We start from the raw sequence: 23,127 nt of genomic DNA, 5'->3' as shown, positions 1-23,127 counted from the left end.
GTCACTCTACCTCCTTGAACAGGAATAATGTGAGTACGCTCGGTGATGGCATAACGAAGTTGTTTTTCATTATCACTTTCATATCAGCCAGGCCCTGCAATGCCGAATAAAACAACACGGCCATTTCATGGGCATCTCCAGGACGGAAATCGCCTGACTCCTGTCCCTTCTTAATAAGTGCGGCGGTAGAACGCAACAGCCGACCATTTACCTCTAAAACCTCAGCTTGTTTCCGATTGGCTCCATCACCGGAGAAAAACAGCTGATTCATGAGAATCAGCAAATTGGCAAGCTCTTCCCCATCCTGCATATCGTGATAAATTTCGTCAACAAACTTCGTCATGAGTTTTTTCGGCGAATCAGCGTCTTCGAAGGTTTGGATGATTTGGGTCAAGCCGTCAAGCGCAAATTCAACAAGTTCATTAAACAAGCTGTCTTTTGTTTTGTAATGCCGGTATAAAAGCCCGATGCTGATACCGGCTGCATCCGCTATGTCCTGCACATTCGTGGAGCCGAACCCTTTTTGAACAAAAAGCCGCATTCCGGCGGATTGTATTTTTTGTCTGGTTGCGTTACGCATTTCTTCGTATTGTTCCTTTGTACGTGGCAAGTTGCCCCTCCTTTTTATTGAGTGAGTTTTTACTCATTATAAAATGCTGATCTTGGATAATCAAGCCATAAACGATGAATTAGCAAATTGGCCCCCAAGAGCAGTAAATCAAACCGCATGATTTCAAGATGATAATCGTAACAAGCGGTTGCAGTTTCGCAATATATTAAGTCACTGTTTTTTGTTGCATTAGAAACTTTTCTGTAAATGTTCACGGAATTTTCACTTACGAGGAGCTTTTCCCCATCCCTATAATTACAAAGGTAACTAGAAAGGATGATGAAAGTGCCAACAACTAAGAAAGAAAATTTCTATTTCGGTATGATGATGTGTGTAGGGATGGTCATCATGATGACCACCTACAATCTGATCACGAACGGATTGATCGGAAACATATCGCTTGCAGCCGTACTCACGCAGTTTGTTCTGGGCTTTATGATTGCCTTCCTGCTGGAGCTGTTTGTTGTCGGCCCTGCAGCCAAAAAAATCGTATTTTCCATAACGCGCAACAAATCCAGCAAAATTATCATGATCGTGGCAATGGCCTTTTTTATGGTGATTGGGATGGTGACTTTTATGTCCATGTACGGTCTGGCGTCCTCTTACTTTGCCGACGGCCTGCCTGGTGAATCGCTGCTTGGAAGCTACTTCTCCATTTTCATTAAAAATTTTGTGTTTGCGCTGCCGCTTCAACTTCTCATTGTAGGCCCGATCGTGCGGTTCCTGTTTGGCAAGCTGAAAGCCAACCGCATGAACGAATCCCTCACGACCGTCTAGAATGTCGGAGTCTTCGCCATACTCATCAATAAAAGCCGCGATATAATGAAGTGACCCCCAAAAGTTAGACACGGTTATTTCATTAGGCAGCTTTCTCAAAATGAGTTCGGTACTGTACCGGACTCATTTTTAATTTTGCCTTTAACCGTTTGGTATTGTAGTATTCAATATATTTTTTCAGTTCTTCCTTAAAATGTTCCACACTTTCAAACTCTTTGTAGTACAGAAACTCCGACTTGAGAATGCCGAAGAAATTCTCTATGACGGCATTGTCGTAACAATTCCCTTTTCGTGACATGCTTTGGAGAACGCCTCTCGACTTAAGCGCATGGCGATACGGCTTCATTTGGTAATGCCATCCTTGATCTGAATGAAGGAGAAGTTGGTGTTCTTCCGGCAGACGCTTCAGTCCTGCATCCAGCATCTCGGATACCAGAGAATAGATTGGTCGTGAACCCATGGTATAGGTGATAATTTCCCCGTTGAATAAGTCCAAAATGGGCGATAGATACAGCTTTTCTCCAAATAACTTAAACTCCGTAATGTCCGTCACCCATTTCTCATTTGGCGCCCCAGCCGTGAACTGGCGGTCCAGATGATTCGGTGCAATCTTGCCGACGGTCCCTTTATATGACTTATACTTTTTCATGCGAACCAGGCATTGAAGGCCCATCTTCTTCATGAGCCTCTGAACCTTTTTGTGGTTAACTTTCCACCCTCGGACTGCCAGTTCATCACGAATACGGCGATATCCGTAACGTCCATCATGTTCCACGTAAATGGACTGGATTTCAGCCCCCAACTCGGCATTCGGATCTGGTTGGTTCATACGCTTTATAAGGGTGTAATAGGTGCTGCGCGGGATACCAGCCAGCTGTACGAGTGCCTTCACCGGATATTTATGCCTTAGTTGCCAGACGGCTTGTGCTTTGTCTTGTTTGGTGATTTTTCCTTGTTTCGAACTAAGGCATTCAACTTTTTTAGATACTCATTTTCCATTTCAAGCTGTTTGATACGTTCTTCGAGTGCTTCGACAGACCCTTCAACTACGGATCGTTTGGTAGGTGAATTGGAATTTTTCTTCATGGATGGACGCCCTTTCTTTTTTGGCTCAAGGGCTTCTAAACCGCCTGTCTCCATCTTTCTCTGCCAGGAATACAACATGGAGAAGTCCGGAAGCATAAACAAAGCAGCGGTATCCATGAGAGAAGCGTCTGATTGAGCCATATGATTGAGTACGTCCAGTTTAAAGCTTGCAGGATAATTTGTATAGCCGTTAGTAAAGGCAGTCTCACCATGCATCTCATAGAGCTTCAACCAATATTGGAATTGAGACTTGGTAACACCCATTTGATTTGCGTATTCTGTCTGAGATAGAAGATCAGAGTCATACCCTTGAATTAATGTCAATTTGCTATCCTTAGTAAATTTAGTCATAAAAAACTGCACCTCCAACTGTTAGATGTGTCTAACAATTGGGGTGCAGTTCATAATCGCGGCTTTTTGAAATCCAGTATTCATCTGCATGGAGGATATTTCTGCGATTCATTCCTGGCTCTGATCAGCCGAAGCTTCAAACTTGAGCTTCTTCCATGGCTTTACGAACATCATAATCGCGGATATCGATATCCAGCGGCATGCGGAGCGCCAGCTTTGCCAGCTGATACCCTAGAAATGGACCCATCGTTAGTCCGGACGCTCCCAGCCCGTTTGCCGTAATCAGCCCTTCCCACTCGGGAACTGGGCCGATGACGGGAAGAAAGCCGGGCGTAAACGGACGAAAACCGACTCGCACTTCCTGAAACGTGCTGTCCGCTAAATCAGGCGCCAATGCCAATCCTTTATTCAGGATTTCCTGCATGCCGCCAGGGGTCACCCTCGTATCGTAGTCCTTGATTTCATTTTCGTGAGTCGCCCCGATTACGATCCTTCGGTTATCGAAAGCGAGCAAATATTGATCCGAAGGCGGCATGATCACCGGCCAGTCTCCTGTATCTGGATGAACGGACACCTCTACATGCATGATTTGCGCTTTCTGATAGTGAACCCCAAAATGAATGCCTAAAGGCTGCAGCAGTTGTTTTGCCCAGGCACCGGCACAGACGATGACTTCATCAGCCGAGTAGCGCTTGGATCCGACTACGGTTCCAGTTACGCGGCTCGCCTGATACTGCAGCTCGGCATTCCCGTTTATTAGCTCGGCTCCGTGCCTTTGCGCTGATCGGATCAACGCATCTCGCAGCGCCCGACCATCGACACGGGCTGCACCGCTGATATGAACGGAATGATAGCCTTCCTGGAGCAAAGGAAACCGTTCACGGGTTTCTTCCTGATTCAGCCGTGTGATCTCGCCGATTTCCGGAGCATCCGCTTTTCTCGTATGCGCCCGCTCCTCCATCTTACTGATTTTGTTCACATCTTCATGAATGCTAAGAGCGCCGACTTGAGCGTAACCCGTGTCTGTCTCGCCCTCGCTGATAAGCTCGTTTATTAATTCAGGATAAAAGCGTGCGCCGGCTTTGGCCAATCGGTACCATGCCCGATTCCGCCTTTGCGACAGCCAGGGACATATAATTCCTGCCGCGGCATCGGTAGCCTGCCCTTGATCTTTACGGTCTATAACGAGGACTTCCGCTCCCATTTTGGCTAACTGATAAGCGGTCGATGCCCCCAGAATTCCAGACCCTATGACGATGACTTTCCTCATGTATGACATTCCCTTCCTCAAAGCACTGTATCCATTATAGCGAATGCAGGAAAAAAGTATAATGCACATCATCTCAGCGGTTTGAATCAGGCGGCTAAAACATGTCAGCGGAGCATTTCTTCCCTATAAAAGAAAATACGAAAAAGCCGCCAAATAGGCGACTTCACATCCATGTGATCTATGGTTGTTTTTACGGACCGGTTATTATTATTTTTCCATGACAGCAAAATAGTTTTCTTCATAGTCTGCAAAGTTGAACACTCTACCGGAAGGCATATTCACCACTTCGCCGACCGTGATATTGCGGCTGGTTAGATGGCTGTGCAGCGCATCGAAATCTTCGGTGAACAACATTAAAGAAGGTGTGCCCAAATGTAATCCCGGCGACATTTTGGCTACGAGCTCCTTATCATGCAGAATGATGGTTGTTTCTGTTTCCTTCGTAGGAGCAATTTCAATCCATCTCATTTCACCGTTGTTCTCTTCAGCGATAACTTCAAATCCTAGCATCTCAGTCCAAAACTTCACGGCTTGATCCTGATTGTATACATACACCATAATTTGACCAACTTTGCTAATCATCGATTCTACACTCCCTCGTATAAGTAAATTAAATGTTAAAACCAGCTTGCTTCTATGACTCCCTTGTCTCTTCAGATCATAACATGCCAGATGTAAGTATATTTCTTATCAATTGCGAATTCAGGTTAATTATTGGTTGAATTTCGTAATTTAGAAAATATAAAAAGAAGTGCCCGCAGAAGTTTTGACGGGCACTTCTTCACTTGCTCCAAAATTGGTAATCTAGTGAATTATTTAAAAGGGATACTCACCTCAAGATCTTTCAAGTAATTTTTGACGATCTCTCCGTTCTTATCCAGTTTGAATTCGCCTGAAGCTGCATTGGGATCTTTGAATTCAGGTGTGAACGGCTTCATGAAAATAGATTTTGCGCTCGCATCCGGAGCCTCCAGAATGAAGTCGTAATAGAAATCATCGTTCTTGTTGTTCTCATCGGTGCCTCTTCCCGATATTCGCTCCAGTTCATTACCTTGATCATCAAAGAAATCATACAGGATCGTTGAATCATGTCCGCCCTTCAGAACGAACTGAATTCGGGTGGAGTGAGCTGTTGAATGAACCTGCTTTAGCGTCAAGCGGAGATCATCCATTTTTTTAATTATGTTAGGCAGAAGAACAACCGGTTTGTTCACCATTTTTTGAATAGGAATCTCCAATGTGAACGGTTTTTGAACACCTTCCAGATGTATTTTAGCCGTTAACTTGAACTCGTCAGGAAAAGCTTCAAGATTACCTCCAAGCAGGGAAGCATCGCTCAGTATCATAATCGCATGATTCGCATCTGTACCCGGTGATGTGCTTACGCTTGGTCTTTTCGACAAATCCCCTCCCGCAAATTCGTGTATGGATTTACCGTCAATGAAGACGTCCATTTGGCGGATAGAACCTTTATCATGGATATATTCACCCATCTGCTCATCCCAATGGCCACCGGTTAAACTGCCGGAAAGTCCTTTACCGCTTCGCTGCAGTTCAACTTCAACATGGTTGCCGTCGTATAAAGATTTGGACACTCCAAGGGTAATCCCTTGTTGGGTATCGCTAACTACCTTGGATTCGTCTTGGACCATGCTGGACGCTTGAGGCTTTGTTGCCGTTATACTCGCCGCTTGAGCAGTTCCCCATACTGCTCCACCCAGAATCATACCTGTCAGTGCCACGGTACTCATTACTTTAAACATTGTTTTCATGTTTTTTTCTCTCCATTCGATTTCTATTTTTTATGTTCGTTCGCTATTTAACCAAAAGGCGAATCTCAATATCTTTCATGTATTGTTTGATGATGTTGCCTTTGCTGTCCAACTTATATTGACCGGAGGTGTCATCTTTCAGCTCAGGCTTAAAGGGCTTTATGGTCAATGAGTTCACATTTTTGCCCAGCCCATCAAGGAGGATATCATAATAGTAATCACCTTTTTTATTATTCTCGTCGGTCCCCCTGCCACTGATCATGTTAAGCTGTCTACCTTGATCATCCACAACATCAAAGGAAATCGAATTCTTGCCAGGACCTTTTAGGATGAGCTGTAATCTTGTCGAAGTAGTCGTAAGGGCAGCCTTGTTCAATGTCATGCTTAGACCATTCGATTTCTTGGTGACATTTGGCTTTAGAACGATCGGCTTACTTGAACCTTTTTTTATCGGAATATCCAACTTGAAGGGTTTGCTTACACCTTCAAGGGAAATTGTGGCATTGAGCTTAAATTTATCGGGAAAAGCCTTGATGTTTCCTCCAAGCTGTGAAGCGTCCGTCAAGGTAATGATCGCTGTGTTCGGATCAGCGCCTGCTTGCCAGCTTAAACTTGGTTTTTGCGCCAGACTTCCGGTCTCATGGATTGATTTTCCTTCGATCAGGATGTTCATATTGCTGATGGAACCTTTCTCCATAATATATTCACCGGTCTTGCTATCCCGCTTCCCTTCCGTAATTCCACCAGTAAATCCTTTGCCACTCCGATTGATCGTAATGCTGACATGGTTCCCGTCGTATACTGCCTTGGTTACCCGAAGAGTGATTCCGGATTGTGTAACAGTTATGGCTGAAGCAGCAGCCATTATCTGCGCAGAATTGCCGCTGACACTAGCCTTGTCGGCGGCTGCGTCAGCATGACCCAAGACTGTTCCCCCAAGAAGCATCGCAGCGAGTGCTGCCGTAGACATGACTTTACATATTTTTTTCATAGGATCTCCTTGATATGTCTTTTTATATTTTTACCATTGAACGTCATAGAGCTTCTCCAAACCGAGATGATCCACTGGAATGGTAATCTCCAATTCCTTCAGGTACGTCTTGACTATTTCTCCGGTACTATCGACTTTGTACAAGCCGCTGTTAGCTACGGGATCTTGAAAGACGGGCAGGAATGGCTTGATCGTTATGGATTCTGGCGCATCCTCAAACCGATCAAACATCAACTCCAGCCGCTGTTGTTGTTGTCGATCATCCCGGTAGACTCCCTTCCCGGAAATCCGGCCGAGCTCTATCCCCCGATCATCCCAAACCTCGAACAGCAGATTATGCTCACCAAGCCCAAGCTCCCCTGACTTGTCCGTGCGTTCCAGATTCAAGATGAGATCTGTGGTGATTGGAGTGAACTTCAGCTGCTCCATCGTAATTTGAAACCCGTTCCATTCTCTTGTTTCTCCAGACGAGACCGTAATTTGATCTGCATTTTTCCGAACAGGTACATTAAAGATATAAGAGGCATCAATTCCTTCAAGCGTAATTTTGGCCGTCAACTGGAATTGATCCGGCAAGGATTGATTATGATTTTCTGAATGTGAAAAGCCTATGAGTTCGTACAGTACGACGTTGGGATCCGAAGTCGGCTTGCCAATCAAACCCGGTTTATCGCTTAGGCCGGGGTCATGGATGGAGGTGCCGTCTATGAGCATCTCCACATCAGTTATGGCTCCTCTTTGAAATCTAAGCGTTGTATCCATGTCCTCCTGGATAACTTCAACATCCGATATCCCCCCGGTAAATCCTTCACCCTCCCGCTTCACCGCCAGGGACAAACGAGTCCCGTCATATACAACCTGCGGTATTCGAAGGGTCACACCTTGGTGCGTTACGCTAGCGTTCGGTTCAGCTGCCAAACCTCGCTCCCCCGCTGTTTGAAGCCCCAAATCATCGGCTAACCTGAAAATACTGCTGATCAGCGGAATTTTTTTAAGCGATTCTGCCATTACCGGTGATACGTAAGCACTGGTTATCAACGCAATCATGATCGCCGCGGCCGTAGTTGCTACCATTCTGCGTATCTTAGTGGAACGATGTTGCTGATTCGATCTCGTTGACATCGGAAGATCTGTCAGAGAAGCGTAAACCTCATCCTGATGGCGGCGAATCATATCCGGAACCTCGCTCCGTGGCCCCTTCCCTTATCTCCCGCAGTTCTTTATCCAAGTCAAAAGGATTCATAGGCCAGCTCCCCCTTCCGATTTTGTTTTACCTGGTCAAACAATATTCCCCGCGCTCTGTGAAGACGCGCCCTTACAGCACCATCCGTAATATCAAGCACACTTGCGATTTCCTTAATGGGCAAATCCTGAAAATAGAACAAGTGTATAACGATTCGAAGCGATTCATCTAAGCGTTCTACCGCTTCACGAAGATCCAGCTTGTGGCTGTCTTCATAATAATCGGATGTTCGTATGCGCTCAGGCACTTCTGCCATGACTACGGTACGCTCTCTGCTTCGAAGCAGCTGATTGCATTCATTGATCAGAATCCGAATCACCCAGGTTTTAAAGTACTTTGGTTTTTGTAATGTAGATAAAGATTTATATGCTTTAAGTGTTGTCTCCTGAAAAGCATCCGCACAATCTTCATCGCGTTTTAGAATGGAATTCGCCAAGCCGTACAGTTCGGGTTCCAGCCTCCGGAAGAGCCGGATAAACGCTTCACGATCTCCTAGCTGCGCTCTCTTGACTTCATGTTCCAATTCTCGCACGATATTCATCTCCTTTTGAGGGCCCTCTATAAGATTAGATGGACGAGCATACCAAAATGTTATATTTTTCGATAAAAAATTTGATGGATACCCGTTTGACACAAATTACGTTCATCGTTACTATTATAAATGACTTTTTGGTTTTTTTAAAAACCAATGAGTTCAAACCGCAAAATTTTTAAAAGAAAGTGGGTTCACCAACATGTCAGATCCATCTGCAATTGTCCGTAACACCTCAGAAGAAAGAGCTTTTGCTATTAAAGACATCCTTGCGCCATTGCTTGCCGTCATCATCGGCACCTTCATGGTCCTTTTGGACAGCACGGTCGTCAATGTCGCCGTACCTACGCTGGTTCAATATTTTGATAGCTCTCTGCATACCATTCAATGGTCGATCGCCGCATACACGCTTGCATTGTCCGCGGTCATCCCTCTCGCGGGATGGCTATCGGATAAATTTCAGCCCAAACGGGTGTTTCTCATATCGATCGGATTGTTTACGATAGGATCCGTGTTATGTGCTTTTGCCCAGACAGCCGAGCAGCTTATCGCCTTTCGTGTTATTCAAGGCATGGGTGGCGGCATGGTGTCGCCGATCGGAATGGCGATGGTATACCGTTTGGCACCTCCTGACAAAAGAGGTTCTATTATAGGGATGTTTGGAATTCCTTTACTGCTTGCCCCAGCGCTCGGTCCCGTATTATCCGGATGGCTGATTGAGTTTGTCAGCTGGCAATGGATATTTCTGATCAATCTCCCCATTGGCATGATCGGACTATTCGTGGGCATCAAACATCTGCCTTCCTTTTCAGAAAAAAAGGCTCCGTCTCTGGACATTGTCGGCATGCTTCTTGGGCCTGTAGCTTTTGCCATGATTACTTATGGAGTCAGTGAGGGAGGGGTAAGCTGGACTTCCGCCAAGACTTTATCCGGTCTGATCATTGGTGTGTTAGCACTTGTTCTTTTCATATGGTCTTGCTTGAGACAAGAACAGCCTTTGCTTGAGCTGCGTGCCTTCAGATCGACTGATTTTACACGTGGTATCATCATCTCCTGGATCATGCAGGCAGCGATGTTCGGTTCCGTGCTTCTATTCCCGCTGCTTCTTCAGCAGATTAGAGGTTTCACTCCGCTGACGACCGGGCTCATCCTGCTGCCGCAGGCAGTCGGTTCCATGATTTTTATGCCTATGGCCGGAAGGCTTTTTGATAAGGTGGGCGCACGTCCTCCGCTTGTGGCCGGAATGACGCTGATGACAGCGGCGTTGTTCACGATGTCTTTTGTTCGAACCGATACCCCTTTACTGCTGATCATGATCGTATTGTTCTTCATGGGCTCCGGCATGGGGTTATCGATGATGTCCCTGAATACGCATGTATTAAATGCAATCCCTAAGAACCTTGTAAGCCGGGTTACTCCGCTCACAAGTGCATCGCAGCAGGTCATCGCTTCGTTTGCCGTAGCCGGCTTCACGGGATATTTATCTTCCCGGATGACATCAAGCCTGCCGAATAACCCTGTTGGAACCAACCCTATGGATTCCCATGCTGCATCCTTTGCGGACACCTTTTTCCTGGCTGCCTGCATTGCTTGCACGGGACTGGTTCTCAGCTTATTTCTTAGAAAATCCAAACAAATAACCGATGTATCTTCGTTCCATTGAACAGCAGACATAGTAAGCCACAATAACCGTTACACATAGGAGGAACTTACTTGAGAATCGGAGAAATGGTTATCATACTATTCATTATCGCGCTGGCTATAATTACGATTTGGGGCCAAAAATCGAAGAAAAGCCCGCTGATTTACTCGTTAATCGCGCTATATATCGTTACGGTTGTGCAGATCATCGTTGAGGATTGCCGGTGGCAAATGATTCCTTGTTATGCACTTTCCGTTATCCTAACGGTTTGCATCATTTTTAGAAAACTCGAAAAGAAACCGCGCAGTAAGAGCAGGAGAAGATGGATAGCCGGGTTGTGGACCACGGTATTGCTCCTATACGCTTCGGTAATGGTCGCACTGCCTCTCCTGCTCCCTGTATTCGCATTTAATCAACCTCAGGGAACCTATAGTGTGGGAACTGCGGTATACCACTTTATTGACAATCACCGGCCCGATGAGTATTCTGCCGAACCGACGGATCACCGCGAGCTGATGGTACAGTTATGGTATCCCTCCGAGCCCGAAACGGGGGAAGAAGCCGCACCCTATATCCGTAATGTAACAGCGATTACACAAGGTCTCGAACAGGCCTTGTCCTTCCCTGCCTGGACGTTAAGCCATTTGGGTCTCGTGGAGACCCATGCCTACAGCAATGCCCCGCTGTCTACCACGGAGCAGGAATATCCGATCTTGATCTTTTCACATGGCATGACGGGTTTCCGCAACCAGAATACCTTCCAGATTGAAGAGCTAGCCAGCCATGGATATATCGTGGTTGGAATCGACCATGTCTATGATGCGGCTGCAACCGTATACCCGGACGGCCGGGAGATTTTGATCAACAAGCACCAGCTTTCTGGTTTTGAAGCGCTTGACGAGCACATGACATTATGGACTCAGGATGTTTCCTTTATTTTGAATCGGCTGGAACAAATGAATAGACAGGATGAACAGGAACGTTTTACCGGCCGTCTTGATCTGGAGCGAATCGGCATGTTCGGGCATTCTTACGGCGGTGCCGCTGCAGCCCAGATGCTGCTGAAGGATTCTCGTATCAAGGCTGCGATCAATATGGATGGAACCTTATATGGAGACCCCATGCCGAGCACGGGACTGAATAAGCCATACCTACAGATGAATGGAGAGAAAAGTATCGATAAGTCGATATTCGATAACTCGCTGGATCAAGCCATGGCGCAAAGCGGCCATACACGGGAGTATTACGAAGATTTTTGGGAGGAGACGGTAAGGCGTCGCATGAATGCTCTGCAGGGGGGGCGGATACACGATGACGATACCGCATACTTCCCATATGAGTTATACGGATTTTCACCTGTTCTCTCCGCTGCTGCCTAATCCGGGAGAGGATCCAGAATCGGTTCATCGCATCATAAACGAGGTAAGCGTTGCTTTCTTTGACCAGCATCTCAAGGAAATACGGGAGAACGCAATGAATGAATTATCGAAGAAATATCCGGTTATCGAGCTCGTTCAAGATTGAGGCGCCGTTCTTGTGCCTGTGGATTAGCTCTGCAAAAAACGATATGATAGTGATCGAATCCGGTTTGTTTGTACATCGTTAAGGGGGCCGCGCTATGAGTATGTTAAAAGAAAAAATATTGCAATCGGCTATTCGTTCCTTTGCCGAAAAAGGATACCAAGCGACTTCGATTCAAGATATCGCGGATGATTGCAGCATTGCTAAAGGCTCAATCTATAAATACTATGGTTCCAAAGAAGAGCTGTACATCCGTATTCTGGAGAAACGACAGCAAGATATGATTGATGCCGTAGAACAGATCCGCAAAAAAGGTTTATCCCGCAGGGAAACTTTTCTTGAGGAGATCGCTTATCAGTTCGATTTTTTCATCGAGCATGGATATTATATATCGCGTGATCATAACGAGCTCCCACCGGCGAACAGTGACAAGATCGGTACCGTCATCCATCAGCTTCAATTGAATATGTTTCGTTATTACCAAGATATTTTGCTCCGTCATTACGGGGATTTGATAGCGGAATGGAAATGGGATGCTACAGCCGTCTTTAACGGATTGATCCGCGAGTATACCTTTCATGTCTTGTTTGGATTCAAACCGCTCATCCAAAAGGAATTAGCTGTTTTCATTGCTGAGCGAATGGATGATCTTGTACTGGGATTGGAAAAACGTGATCCTCGTCCCCTGCTCACCGACGAACTCATGAAGGAATATTCGATGATTGATCTAGAAGCACTTACCCATACGCAAGAAATTCGAAGAACGGCAATGATGGATACGATCGAGTCGATTATCCCCGATATGTCCACTACGAATTCTAGAAAAAATGACTTGTCTGAGGTAACGGCAATGCTGCGGGAAGAGTTCTCCGCAGAACGTCCTCGACCCTTTTTGATCCAAGCGCTGCTAAAGGATCTGTCTTCGGAGAACGAGCTGACTTTTTACACGAATCAGCTGCTCCAGTTGATTCGAGAAGGCAATTAAGGTAGAGTTCAATTGAAATCAAGCGAGACTGGGTTTTCTGTAAGATTACCTAGATGATATAACAATAAAATGTTAAAAAAAGCTGCCGCTAATGAGCGGACAGCTTTTTTTGAAATTCACTATAAAAAAACATGGGCTAGCTAATCCATACTCCCGCTTCTTCCCGGGATAACCGCCTTGTTCTTTCTTATGCTTCTTGATTGCCTTCTAGCTCAACGATTTTCGTTGCGACATTGTCGCAAAATGCACGATCATGCTCCACGAACAGAATGGTCGGTGCATATTCCAGCAATAGCTCTTCTATTTGCATACGGGAAATAACGTCAATAAAATTAAGCGGTTCATCCCAAATATGCAAATGAGCCTGCTCACTAAGACTTTTGGCGATCAGGACCTTTTTCTTCTGTCCCCCGCTATAAGTCGAAATATCCTTTTCGAATTGGAGCCTCGAGAAATCGAGCTTCCGCAATATGGATTTAAACAGGCTCTCGTCAATTCCGCTGCTGGTGGCATAATCCGACAAACTGCCCCGAAGATGGGAGGTGTCCTGGGATACGTAGGATATTTTCAGCTGACGATCCCTGCTGAGATGTCCCGTGTACTGCAGATCTTCTCCGCATATTAATTTCAGGATGCTGGATTTTCCTGATCCGTTTTTACCCGAAAGGGCAATTCGCTCCCCTTGTTCGATCGTGAAACTTACGTTCTCACACACCGTCTTGGAGCCATACGAGATGGATACATTCTCCAGCTCGGCCAGCTGCTTTTTGTGGTACTCGAGCTGGGAAATCGCAAGACTCTCGGAGCTCTCGATGTTTTTAAGGAGCTTCGATTTTTCTTCAATAGCGGATTGTTGCCGCTGCTCCAGGTTTTTGGAGCGTTTCATCATTTTGGCTGCCTTGTGGCCAATATAGCCTTTATCGACTTTGGAGCCGGAATTTCTGGTGCCGTTTTTCGTTTTTTCTACTTCATGCGACCAATTTCCCGTTCTTTTGGCAGAATCGGTTAACCGTTTAATGTCTTTCCTGAGTTTCTCGTCACTGGCGAGCTCAAATTGATCCTGTCGCTTTTTATTTTCCCACCATGCGGAGAAATTGCCCTTTTGAATCTCGATATTGGTTTTATTGATGGACAGGATGTGGTCGACACAGTCATCCAGGAATGCTCGATCGTGAGATACCAGAATGTACCCGCTTTTTTTGTTGAGATAGTCGCTGACCGATTTTCTCGCATGCATGTCAAGATGATTGGTCGGCTCGTCGATCAACAGGAAGCGGTTCTCTTTGGTAAAGAGCGCCGCCAGCATCACTTTGGTTTGTTCTCCGTTCGACAATGATGCGTAAGGCCGGTACAGAACATCTTCCGATACCTTCAGCAGGTTAAGCTCGCGCACGATTTGCCAATGAACATACTCCGGATAAATCTCTTCGATTACATCCTGGGTAAGATATTCCTTGTGCTCGACATGGTAAGGAAAATAGTCGAAGCTCACGGCGGACGAAATATTCCAGCTGTATTCATACTTGCCCTGCAGCAGGTTCAAGAACGTGGTTTTCCCTCTGCCGTTTCTTCCGGTAAATCCTAATTTCCAATCGGTATCGATTTGAAAGCTCACATTCTCAAATATAGGATCATAACTGCTTTCATAAGCAAAGGTTAGGTTCGTTACATTAATTAATGACATTTTACTCATTCCTCTATGGCGATATTTCAGAACGAAAAAAGCGCGAATAACACCAGATCCCCGGTGCTATCCACGCTAACGTTAACCTAACTATACCATAAAGAAACCAAGCGATTGATCAAGTCATCGCTAAGCATGCCTGTATATGAATATAGAAGGATAAAGTTCCGGTATCTGATTGGTTATGATGTGAACCTTGTCTAGTGTTCCCCGTTTCGACAGGTTCACATAAACATCTACAACCTCTAATTCAGTCATCGCTTTATCCCTCCTCTGTATAATCACTCATTATAGTCCGAATATAAAAAAATTTAACATGAAAACCTCCCATTGGTCAACCTGCTCGGGAGTCTCACCATATCTAAATTCTGAACGAAGGCCATGGATCATATCCGACTTTCCGATCTTGCGCAAATAGCGGGTTGCTGTTAGGATAATTCGAGTGGCAGCTAGCTGCCTAATCATATGGATCGAAAAGCAGGTGACCGATTATGAATTTGTTAAAAGAATTTAAAACCTTCGCACTCAAGGGTAATGTGCTGGATTTGGCCATTGGGGTGATCATAGGGGCAGCCTTCGGCAAGATTGTATCCTCGCTCGTGAGCGATATCATTATGCCGGTGATTGGCTTGCTTCTTGGCGGTGTGGATTTGTCAGGGCTGAAGGCTACCATCGGGGACGCAACGCTGACTTACGGAGTCTTCCTTCAAACCGTCGTGGACTTCCTGATCGTCTCCTTCTCGATATTCATGTTCATCCGCACGCTCAACCGCTTCAAACGCAAAGAAGAGACCAAAGCCGAAGAACCGCCGGCTCCGTCGAAGGAAGAAGTTTTGTTGGCTGAGATTCGCGATTTGCTGAAACAGCAAAACCAGGCCTCCGAAAAATAAAACAGGATTCCACTAGAACGTGTTTTCAAGATGAAAACACGTTCTTTTTTTTGATCCACTACGGATAACATGGCGATCCCGACCTTATATGATATTGACAGATCCGAATCGCTAGAATTATAATTCATACTAACCCTACTAATATAGTATGTTTTAAAAAACGGCAATTAACCGTCCAACCTTGGGCTGCCCGGAAAAGGAGAGATTCCACATGCCAAATGTTCAAACGTTTAAAGCTACCGCTCAATTGCAAGAAGGGGTAAAAGTCATAACGAAAGCAAGACAATTCGAGCTGGTCATCGATGAGCCTCAAAGTCTCGGCGGTACGGATACCGGAATGAATCCCGTCGAAGCCTTGCTTGCTTCCTTGGGTGCATGCCAATCGATCGTGGCCCGCGTTTATGCGCCGAAATTCGATGTAGTGCTCGAGGATTTCAGGGTAGACGTCGAAGGCGACTTGGATCTGGACGGATTTTTTAACCGCTCCGAGGTACGCCCCGGATACTCCGACATTCGATATACGTTTTACATCAAGACACCATCGTCCGCCGATAAGGTGGAGTCGTTCGTGGCATTCCTGGAGAGTAAGTGCCCTGTGGGCGATACGATTGCTGCGCCGGTGAATCTTAAGCTGAATCGCATCGTCATCGAAAACTGAACTCATGTACATAGAGGGATGCAAGACTTGCACACAGCAGTCCTGCATCCCTCTTTTATCTTATGCTTAAGAACTTGAGTCTATGCTGGGCTCTACCTTCCAAATCTACAATCGCGCCATCTGACCACCTTTGATCTCAAAAGGCTCGCCTTCTACGCTAATCCACACGTTTAAGGCACTGGGGTTATGGATCATTCGGCTATCTGCCGAGAAACGAAGTTGGTCCAAGGCACTGCAGTATGCATAGATCTCGGCATTCGTGGCATACCAGATATCATTCCGCCCGCCGATCATGTCCCCGAATCGATCCACGAGATCCCAATTCCGGTCGTTCTCGAACTCGTAACTGTGGCCCCACACGTACAGGATGGCCATCCTGGAGAAAATCTGCTGCATATCCACGAACTTCTCCGCGTATTCCACCATTTCTTTATGATGACAAGTCGGATGCCAACGAAGCCAATCATCGGGCTTATGAAACGAGCCATGGCTGTTTACCGTGCGAGCGTATTCCATGCCGACATATCTTAAAAGGCCGATCACTTGTTCACTGTAAGTGCCGAACGGATAACTCATTCCCTTAATGGGGTAATGAACCAAAGCTTCTAACGCTTTCCGGTCCTCTACGACCTGCTCCACCACTTGTTCGGTAGGTATTTGCTCCAGGAAGGGATGATCCACGGTATGCGCGGATACCTCATGCCCCCGGTACAAGGATGCCACCTCCGAAGGGTCGATGTATCCGTCTTTGCCAAGCGTTCCGCTGTTCAAATGAAACGTGCCCCGTATTCCGTACTCATTCAGCTTCTTGACCAATTTCCGATCATATTCGCGGCCATCATCAAAGCTAAGCGTCAGTGCCTTCTTGGTTCCATTCGGAAAACGGTCATATTGTATGCGCATTCAATTTCCTCCCATTTAAGATATTGACTCGCATCATATCCTATTAAGTTTCATTATACGATGATTGTCACCGGGGATACATCTATTATTTCCTGTTTACGGCATATAGGAAGCGAACATAGCCGATCTCTGCCGCATTTTTCATCAGCTCGACATTAAGCCAGGCCGCCAGCTTATGAAAGGGTTGATCCGTGAAAGGCCACTTGGTTCGTTCCGTCGAAAGAAAAGCATCGTCCGTCAACGCCGCCGCTTCACGTTCCCACCGCAGTCTCAAATCGTTAATCCGCTCTCTGGCCTCTTGAACGCTCCCAGCAGAATGGATATCGTTGCGGGTCATCGCCCCGTTGCCAAACGAATGGTTCAGCACCATCGTCCACCAATAGGTGATATGCCATGTCAGCCAGGATATGCTGGGCGGGCCGATGTCATACTCCTCGGATTCCGGCCATTCCGCGCGCCAGATTCCGGATTCGCGATAAACATGAAGCCCCTTCGAGGCAGGCCGCCAAAAAAACTCCTCGTCTTCAAGGCCCGTGAGATGCAGATCAAGCAACTGCCAAGCGATTTGGAACTGGAAATCAAGGGTGTTTCGAAGGATACAAGGCGGGTTAGCCGTATTTTCGTCCTGCATATTGCATCCCTCCTCTATCGATTAACATTAATGTAGACGTTATTAATATTCGTCTATTAATATAGGGATATAATAAGCTATTGTTTATCACCAGTCAATCCATGGATCTGAACATCAGCAAACAAAAAAGCCGCAAGGATGCGGCTTATCTGGTGCCCATGCCCGATTCGGATAAACGGGTGGCTTTGACGATATAGGAAGCCAGTCCGGGGATCATTCGGACGATGCCGGGATAGAAGCGATTGCTTTTGGCGAAAGCCAGATTCTGAATTCTTCTCGCCCTTCGAAGCAGCTGCGCAAAGGTGCGATTGGCGTCGTGCGTGTACTGATTTTGCCATTGAGCGAAGTTGATTTCTCCGTTTAAATATTTGCCGGTCCAGCCGGAGCACAGCAGTGATGAACGCAGGGCAACCGACATTCCGTCTCCGCAAAGCGGCGGAAGCATCAGCATGGCATCGCCGATGTGCGGATATTGCGACCAAGGTTCCGGTTTGTCGGATAAACGAAGCGGGGCAATCGATACCTGGGTGCCCTCAACCGCCTCTCCTTCAGCCAATCGTTCAGTTAACCTATTGTTCGAGCGCGATGCGGCTTTGAGAATTTCGGGTACCGATTTGCCGCTTCCTTGTACCGATTTCAAGGTCAGCAATGCAGCCACGTTGACCTTCCCATTCTCGACCGGCGATATCCCGACATAACCGCCATCGCAAAAATACAACTCCACCCTGGAAGGCACTGTGATGCCGGCAAAATGCGATTTTACGCCGACATATACGGTATCATCGCGATATGTTTCGGCTGAAGCAACACCGCGCGGCTTTTTAGTGCCGTAGGCTCCAATGACGGCTCTTGCCTCATACCGAATTAGCTCGTTCCCTTGCCTCGTTTCGACTTCATATCGATGATCGCCCCGCTTCCGGATCTCGGTCACGGTAGACCCCGTTACAATCTCCGCACCCGCGCTCAAGGCATTCTCATGCAATAGGCGATCCAGCTCGTAACGGCTGATGCCGGTAGCTTTACCCGGTAACGGAGCGGTGATGACGCCGCCATGAGGCATCACGATAGAGGCATGATTCATCGCAGCGGGATTCACCTCTTGGACTTGAAGATGGACACCCAGATATTCCAGCATCTCTCGAGTCTCTGGGGACATGAATTCGCCGCAGGTTTTGTGGCGCGGAAAGGATTGGCGATCCAGCAGGATCGTACGATGCCCCTGCTTGGCAAGCTGCAGGGCACAGCTCGTGCCGGCAACTCCCGCGCCGATGACCATCACATCGGCTTGCTTTGACATATGTGAACACCCGCCTTTTTGCTTGCATGAAGAATTTAATCATCGGTTTCGGCAACCGATTATGTCTTCCTATCGTTTTGGGATAACAACGGAATAGCGGAACAATGGCTTCCATCGATAGGTCAAAGTGGCGTGATTAAGCTGCTCTTTCAGCTCTCTCCAATCTCTCCCTTTAAACCCCTTGGCAACCGATAACGGCCCATCGTGACGAATATAACGATTGCGGGAGATGAGACGCGTTGTGATCCAGACGGCCGCGTAAGGTACAGGATGCCGATGGATATCGTTAATGACGACGCCATGAACGGAGGTTCGCAGCATATGCGACACGATCTCCATGAGCTGCTGTCCCTGAAAATGGTGGATGAACTGGGATCCGGTCACGATATCAGCCGACGCATCGGGCAGTTCCTTAACGTCCGCGCGGCGTACATGAACCCTCGGTTCATGACGAAACAGCCGTCTCGCCTCTTCGCAGGCTTCTTCCGTCACATCGACTAAGGTAATGCTCAGCTCCACGCCCATTTGATCCGACCATTGCAGCAGCTTCCGGTTCACATCGCCGGAACCCGCGCCAACATCCATGATGCTAAGGGTATACGGACAGCCGATCGATTTCCAGAGCTTCACCACGCCGTCCAAGGTCGGGCCTGGTGCCGCGAATATGCGATTCAACCGCCTTAAATGCCGGAGCGCTTCACTCAGCTCTTCTCCGCCCATGGTGAAGTCATCCATAAGCTCATCTTCTTGTGCCCGGATCGACAGCGTTCTAAAGAAGGACATGGTCCTGCTCCTTTACCGATGGCGCATAAGCCTTCACATAGGTAAAACGCATAAGCTCAGCCGTCAAGCCAGGTCCGAAAGCCATGGCTACTCCTTCCGTCGAAGCTTCATTCCGTTCTTTCATCTTCTGGCGCATCGCGTCCAGCACGAACATAATCGTCACGGAAGAGAGATTGCCTGCCGTTCTTAGAATCTCCCGGCTGTAGTGGGTTTGCTCGTCGGTCAAGCGCATTACTTCCTGCACCGAATCTACGATGCCCCGGCCGCCCGGATGGATCGCCCATAATTCCGGAAGCTTGTCGCCTCCCAGCAGAACACGAAGCTCTTCCTCCAGATGAGTACCGAGCAATTTGGGAATACGCGGCGACAGGAAAAGATCAAAGCCCGTATTGCCTACCTCCCACGTCATATCCTCCGTTGAATCCGGGAGCAGGACGGAATATCCCGTGCCGAGCTCCACATAATGCCGATGCTCTGCTTCCGGCTGACCGATGACACAGGACGAGGCACCATCGCCGAAGAATGAGGCCGCAAACAATGCTTCCCTCTCCCGAACCGGCTGGAAGTGAAGCGTGCAAAGCTCGACGCACACGAGCAGCACCTGCGAACCCGGCGCCCCGCTCACAACATCCCGCGCCATTTGGATCGCTTTAAGACCAGCGGCACAGCCTTGGAAGATTAACGGCAAACGATTGACCCGCGGAGAAAGCCCCAGCTTCCGGATCAACAGAACATCCATCCCCGGCTGGTATTGACCCGTGCAGCTGACCGTAATGAGATGCGTAATTCGATCCGGAGACATGCCGGCATCTTTCAATGCCTTCTCGGCAGCTTCCACGCCAAGCGGAAGGGCCTCTCTCTTATATGTATCCATACGCTCTTCGGTTGTCGGAATGACGGACGCGTCATGGGAGTTCAAATATCGGCACTTCTCCAAGGGATCCAGATAGTTGGATTCGCAAGTATAACGAGTTTCGACACCGCAGGATCGAAATACTCTTCGGGCAAAGCGGGCCAGATCGGGTCTGTCCTGCAGCGTGGATGCGATTAATTCTGCGATATCCGACTGAGCTACGGAATGCACCGGCAATGCCGTGCCCATCCCGAGAATCGCGACATCGGATCTACCGTTTGTTTGCTTCATGCTCAAACCTCCTGCAGTCTTGGAATTATACATGATTACCCACCCGGGGGCTTTTTGAATTCGTTTAACTTCTATTTGAGGTTAGGATAACCCGAACATGGCAAATCATATCCAATTCAAACCAAATCACTTGTAAAATCGCATCCGCAAACAAAAAAAAACCACGATCACGTGGTTTTTCAGACTCGACGATCCTTGTCATCAAAGGAAAAGCAATGGCTGTTGATCCTGAACGGATGAACGCAATGGATCTACGGTTATATTACTTGCCGGGTTCAGCTTCGTCATCCTGACTTCCCAGAACTTCCGCATGGGCAAGAAGAACCCATTGGTTGGATTGGTCGTAACCGGATACCTCGGCAACCACACGATATCGAGGGTACATCCATTCGGGAGGGGTACCGGCTTCCAGAGCGGAGGTGTCCGTCAAACCGACCGCATGCGGCTCTAGCAAATGAATCAAAGTGCCTTGCGGAAAAAAGGCCTCGATCCAGCCTTCTACTCGTGCGCCGATAGGAAACATGCGCTGGATCCGCTGCCAGTCCTCCATCCAGACCAAAAGCTGCTTCTGCCAGAGCTCTTCGAATGCAGCTTGACTGATTTCTTCATAATAGGGTTCTTTCGGATCAAGCGGATGCTCCGCCAGCAAAAAATGACGGGAGTCATGCTTTCTATTCGACGTGATCCAGCTGCCGTCCTCATCATGAACCATCTGCCTGTAAGCCGTTCCGTCGTGATCCACTTCAAAATACCAGGTCCCCATTCCCGGCTCCTGAACATCTTTCAGATATTTCAAAAATCGCCCTCCTATCAGCTGAACAACCGTTCAAGAAATTCGGCCAAGTTCCGTTAGCGGCTCTTGGCCGGCTGGTCGTATGCCATCGATGATCATCCGTGTTTCGGAGTGCCTCTTCCATTCCAAGTTCAGGTTTATGCACCGTAGATTGTTTTTTGATATGGCACCCGGTTTATTTTACCATATCCAGTTGTTTGGGCGCGGCGTCTTTTCTTTACTATATCAAACAAGCCTGATTGCGACTGCAATCAGGCTTCAAGATCTAAACATTAATTTCCGGACATCGTTCTGATCGGCTCGCTGAACTGCTGCGCAAACTCCTTTAGCTCGATGATCTTTCCATCCACTCTCGACTGCTCAGCCGCGAATGCCATAAGGTGGCTTTGAACGGAACGGCTTGCCGATGTAAGTCCTTGATTGTTTCCTCCCGTTTGCACCAATCTCAGAAAATCCTTGATCAGACCCATATCTCCGCCGCCGTGGCCGACATGGCCGCCCCGGTCCGCAAAAGAAATTCGCTCGACCTTCCCGCTGCCAAAGTGAATGATCTCTATTTCGTTCTTCTCCATGGCTCCGCGGATTTCCCCGCGGGTTCCCATCAGCTTGATCGTGCGGCTGACATCTCGCGTAAACGCACTCATCGTGAAGGCGACCGTCACGCTGTTGGCAAACTCCATATTGACGACCTGATGATCCACCACGTCATTGTCGCAATGGTATACGCATCTGCCGTACGGCCCCTCCAGCAGCGCTTGATATCGGGCATCATAACTCATATCGTCGCTGATCGCCGAGGTCGGCCAATTCGTGTCCTCGGTCAAATAATGATCAGGTGCATAATAGAGGCACTCATCCGAGACCGGACATCCATCCAGGCAGCGCTTCGGTGCGCCTTCCGGTGCCTGTGCAGCCGTAAAATGGCTCAAGGAGCCGAAGGAGGACACCCGGACGCAATCCGAATCGGCAAGCCAGAGCAGCATATCAAGATCATGGCAGGACTTGGCCAATATCATTGGGCTGGAATCTTCCGTCCGCCGCCAATTCCCCCGCACAAAGCTGTGCGCTTGATGCCAATAACCCACGTTCTCGTTATGCTGAATCGACATCAATCGGCCGATCGCCTCACGCTCCAGCAGCTCCTTGATGGTGGAAAAAAACGGCGTGTACCGAAGCACATGACAGATCGAAAATACCAAACCGGCCTGCGAAGCCATTTCACCCATCCGGATGCACTCTTCGGGATCCGGAGACATCGGCTTTTCCAAAAGCACATGGTAGCCGGCCGCAAGCGCCCGCATTGTCGGCTCGAAATGCTGCTTATCCTGGGTACATATGAACACGGCGTCCGCGACCTTGGGCGCTGTAAAAAAATCATTCCAATTCTCGAAGCATGCCGCGTCTTCAAGCCCATGCCTTTCTTGAAACTGTTCCCTCCGCTGCCGATTCGGTTCTGCGACGGCGACTACCTCCATCTCATGGGGATGCTGCAGGGCATATTCCATATAATTGATGCCCCGCAGTCCGGCTCCGATCAGGGCGACCTTCACTTTATTCATCCGTT

At 47.8% G+C, this 23,127-nt stretch carries 20 protein-coding genes and 2 pseudogenes; 6 read left to right on the top strand and 16 right to left on the bottom strand.

What is annotated here, in order from left to right:
• Position 1: 1 nt before the first annotated feature.
• A complete protein-coding gene (locus P0X86_RS14715; protein ID WP_213578355.1) occupies positions 2–610 on the bottom strand; it encodes a TetR/AcrR family transcriptional regulator in 609 nt (202 codons plus the stop codon).
• Positions 611–895: 285 nt separating this feature from the next.
• Between P0X86_RS14715 and P0X86_RS14710 the strand changes: the two genes are divergently transcribed.
• Entirely contained in the window at positions 896–1,387 is a 492-nt protein-coding gene (locus P0X86_RS14710; RefSeq protein ID WP_096775644.1) for a DUF2798 domain-containing protein, read from the top strand.
• 82 nt (positions 1,388–1,469) lie between these two features.
• On the opposite strand, the gene P0X86_RS14705 is transcribed toward P0X86_RS14710, so the two are convergent.
• From P0X86_RS14705 to P0X86_RS14675, 7 genes are all read right to left on the bottom strand, one after another.
• Positions 1,470–2,824, bottom strand: a protein-coding gene (locus P0X86_RS14705) for an IS3 family transposase (RefSeq protein WP_277746004.1) whose coding sequence is annotated in 2 segments (ribosomal slippage) — positions 1,470–2,371 and positions 2,371–2,824 — 1,356 coding nt in all. Because the reading frame shifts where the segments join, the coding sequence is not laid out codon by codon here.
• 136 nt (positions 2,825–2,960) lie between these two features.
• The gene (locus P0X86_RS14700; protein WP_277748809.1) at positions 2,961–4,094 is read right to left on the bottom strand and encodes an NAD(P)/FAD-dependent oxidoreductase; all 1,134 of its coding nucleotides are present in this window, start codon (positions 4,092–4,094) and stop codon (positions 2,961–2,963) included.
• A gap of 207 nt (positions 4,095–4,301) precedes the next feature.
• A complete protein-coding gene (locus P0X86_RS14695) occupies positions 4,302–4,676 on the bottom strand; it encodes a VOC family protein (RefSeq protein WP_192572096.1) in 375 nt (124 codons plus the stop codon).
• Between the two features lie 230 nt (positions 4,677–4,906).
• Entirely contained in the window at positions 4,907–5,866 is a 960-nt protein-coding gene (locus P0X86_RS14690; protein WP_277748808.1) for a DUF5643 domain-containing protein, read from the bottom strand.
• A gap of 43 nt (positions 5,867–5,909) precedes the next feature.
• Positions 5,910–6,857 carry a DUF5643 domain-containing protein gene (locus P0X86_RS14685; protein ID WP_096775625.1) on the bottom strand — a complete coding sequence of 316 codons (948 nt, stop codon included), beginning with the start codon at positions 6,855–6,857 and terminating at the stop codon, positions 5,910–5,912.
• Between the two features lie 30 nt (positions 6,858–6,887).
• Positions 6,888–7,931 (bottom strand): DUF4179 domain-containing protein, encoded by a 1,044-nt coding sequence (locus P0X86_RS14680; RefSeq protein ID WP_277748807.1) that lies wholly within the window; start codon positions 7,929–7,931, stop codon positions 6,888–6,890.
• A 155-nt stretch (positions 7,932–8,086) separates the two neighbouring features.
• Positions 8,087–8,632: a sigma-70 family RNA polymerase sigma factor gene (locus P0X86_RS14675; RefSeq protein WP_481858284.1), complete on the bottom strand. Its 546-nt coding sequence runs from the start codon at positions 8,630–8,632 to the stop codon at positions 8,087–8,089.
• 202 nt (positions 8,633–8,834) lie between these two features.
• Here P0X86_RS14675 and P0X86_RS14670 point away from each other — a divergent pair, with 202 nt between their 5' ends.
• From P0X86_RS14670 to P0X86_RS14660, 3 genes and pseudogenes are all read left to right on the top strand, one after another.
• Positions 8,835–10,295 (top strand): MDR family MFS transporter, encoded by a 1,461-nt coding sequence (locus P0X86_RS14670; RefSeq protein ID WP_277748805.1) that lies wholly within the window; start codon positions 8,835–8,837, stop codon positions 10,293–10,295.
• A 50-nt stretch (positions 10,296–10,345) separates the two neighbouring features.
• Positions 10,346–11,798, top strand: a pseudogene (locus P0X86_RS14665) (alpha/beta hydrolase family protein).
• A gap of 94 nt (positions 11,799–11,892) precedes the next feature.
• A complete protein-coding gene (locus tag P0X86_RS14660; RefSeq protein WP_277748803.1) occupies positions 11,893–12,780 on the top strand; it encodes a TetR/AcrR family transcriptional regulator in 888 nt (295 codons plus the stop codon).
• A 187-nt stretch (positions 12,781–12,967) separates the two neighbouring features.
• Here the strand turns inward: P0X86_RS14660 and P0X86_RS14655 are convergent, their stop codons facing one another.
• Entirely contained in the window at positions 12,968–14,464 is a 1,497-nt protein-coding gene (locus P0X86_RS14655; protein ID WP_277748802.1) for an Lsa family ABC-F type ribosomal protection protein, read from the bottom strand.
• 491 nt (positions 14,465–14,955) lie between these two features.
• On the opposite strand from P0X86_RS14655, the gene mscL reads away from it, so the two are divergent.
• Positions 14,956–15,354, top strand: coding sequence for a large conductance mechanosensitive channel protein MscL (gene mscL / locus P0X86_RS14650; RefSeq protein ID WP_015735016.1), 399 nt, complete (start codon positions 14,956–14,958; stop codon positions 15,352–15,354).
• Between the two features lie 211 nt (positions 15,355–15,565).
• Complete coding sequence (locus P0X86_RS14645; RefSeq protein WP_096775617.1) at positions 15,566–16,012, top strand: OsmC family protein; 447 nt, start codon at positions 15,566–15,568, stop codon at positions 16,010–16,012.
• Positions 16,013–16,117: 105 nt separating this feature from the next.
• On the opposite strand, the gene P0X86_RS14640 is transcribed toward P0X86_RS14645, so the two are convergent.
• From P0X86_RS14640 to P0X86_RS14610, 7 genes and pseudogenes are all read right to left on the bottom strand, one after another.
• Positions 16,118–16,915: a polysaccharide deacetylase family protein gene (locus P0X86_RS14640; RefSeq protein WP_277748801.1), complete on the bottom strand. Its 798-nt coding sequence runs from the start codon at positions 16,913–16,915 to the stop codon at positions 16,118–16,120.
• An 85-nt stretch (positions 16,916–17,000) separates the two neighbouring features.
• Entirely contained in the window at positions 17,001–17,546 is a 546-nt protein-coding gene (locus P0X86_RS14635) for a DinB family protein (RefSeq protein ID WP_277748800.1), read from the bottom strand.
• 145 nt (positions 17,547–17,691) lie between these two features.
• A pseudogene (locus P0X86_RS14630) lies at positions 17,692–18,861 on the bottom strand (NAD(P)/FAD-dependent oxidoreductase); the annotation flags it as partial.
• A 51-nt stretch (positions 18,862–18,912) separates the two neighbouring features.
• On the bottom strand, positions 18,913–19,626 hold the full coding sequence (locus P0X86_RS14625) for a methyltransferase domain-containing protein (RefSeq protein WP_213578336.1): 714 nt from the start codon (positions 19,624–19,626) through the stop codon (positions 18,913–18,915).
• Positions 19,613–20,770: a type III polyketide synthase gene (locus P0X86_RS14620; RefSeq protein WP_277748799.1), complete on the bottom strand. Its 1,158-nt coding sequence runs from the start codon at positions 20,768–20,770 to the stop codon at positions 19,613–19,615. The genes P0X86_RS14625 and P0X86_RS14620 overlap by 14 nt, the downstream gene beginning before the upstream one ends.
• A 262-nt stretch (positions 20,771–21,032) precedes the next feature.
• The gene (locus tag P0X86_RS14615; RefSeq protein ID WP_036663307.1) at positions 21,033–21,566 is read right to left on the bottom strand and encodes a hypothetical protein; all 534 of its coding nucleotides are present in this window, start codon (positions 21,564–21,566) and stop codon (positions 21,033–21,035) included.
• A 269-nt stretch (positions 21,567–21,835) separates the two neighbouring features.
• A complete protein-coding gene (locus P0X86_RS14610) occupies positions 21,836–23,122 on the bottom strand; it encodes a Gfo/Idh/MocA family protein (protein WP_213578332.1) in 1,287 nt (428 codons plus the stop codon).
• Positions 23,123–23,127 lie beyond the last annotated feature (5 nt).

It is taken from the genome of Paenibacillus sp. BR1-192 (assembly GCF_029542445.1).
Classification (GTDB): Bacteria; Bacillota; Bacilli; order Paenibacillales; family Paenibacillaceae; genus Paenibacillus_AQ; species Paenibacillus_AQ lautus_A.
Note: the sequence above shows the minus strand (reverse complement) of the source record. Positions and strands in the feature narration are given on the sequence as shown.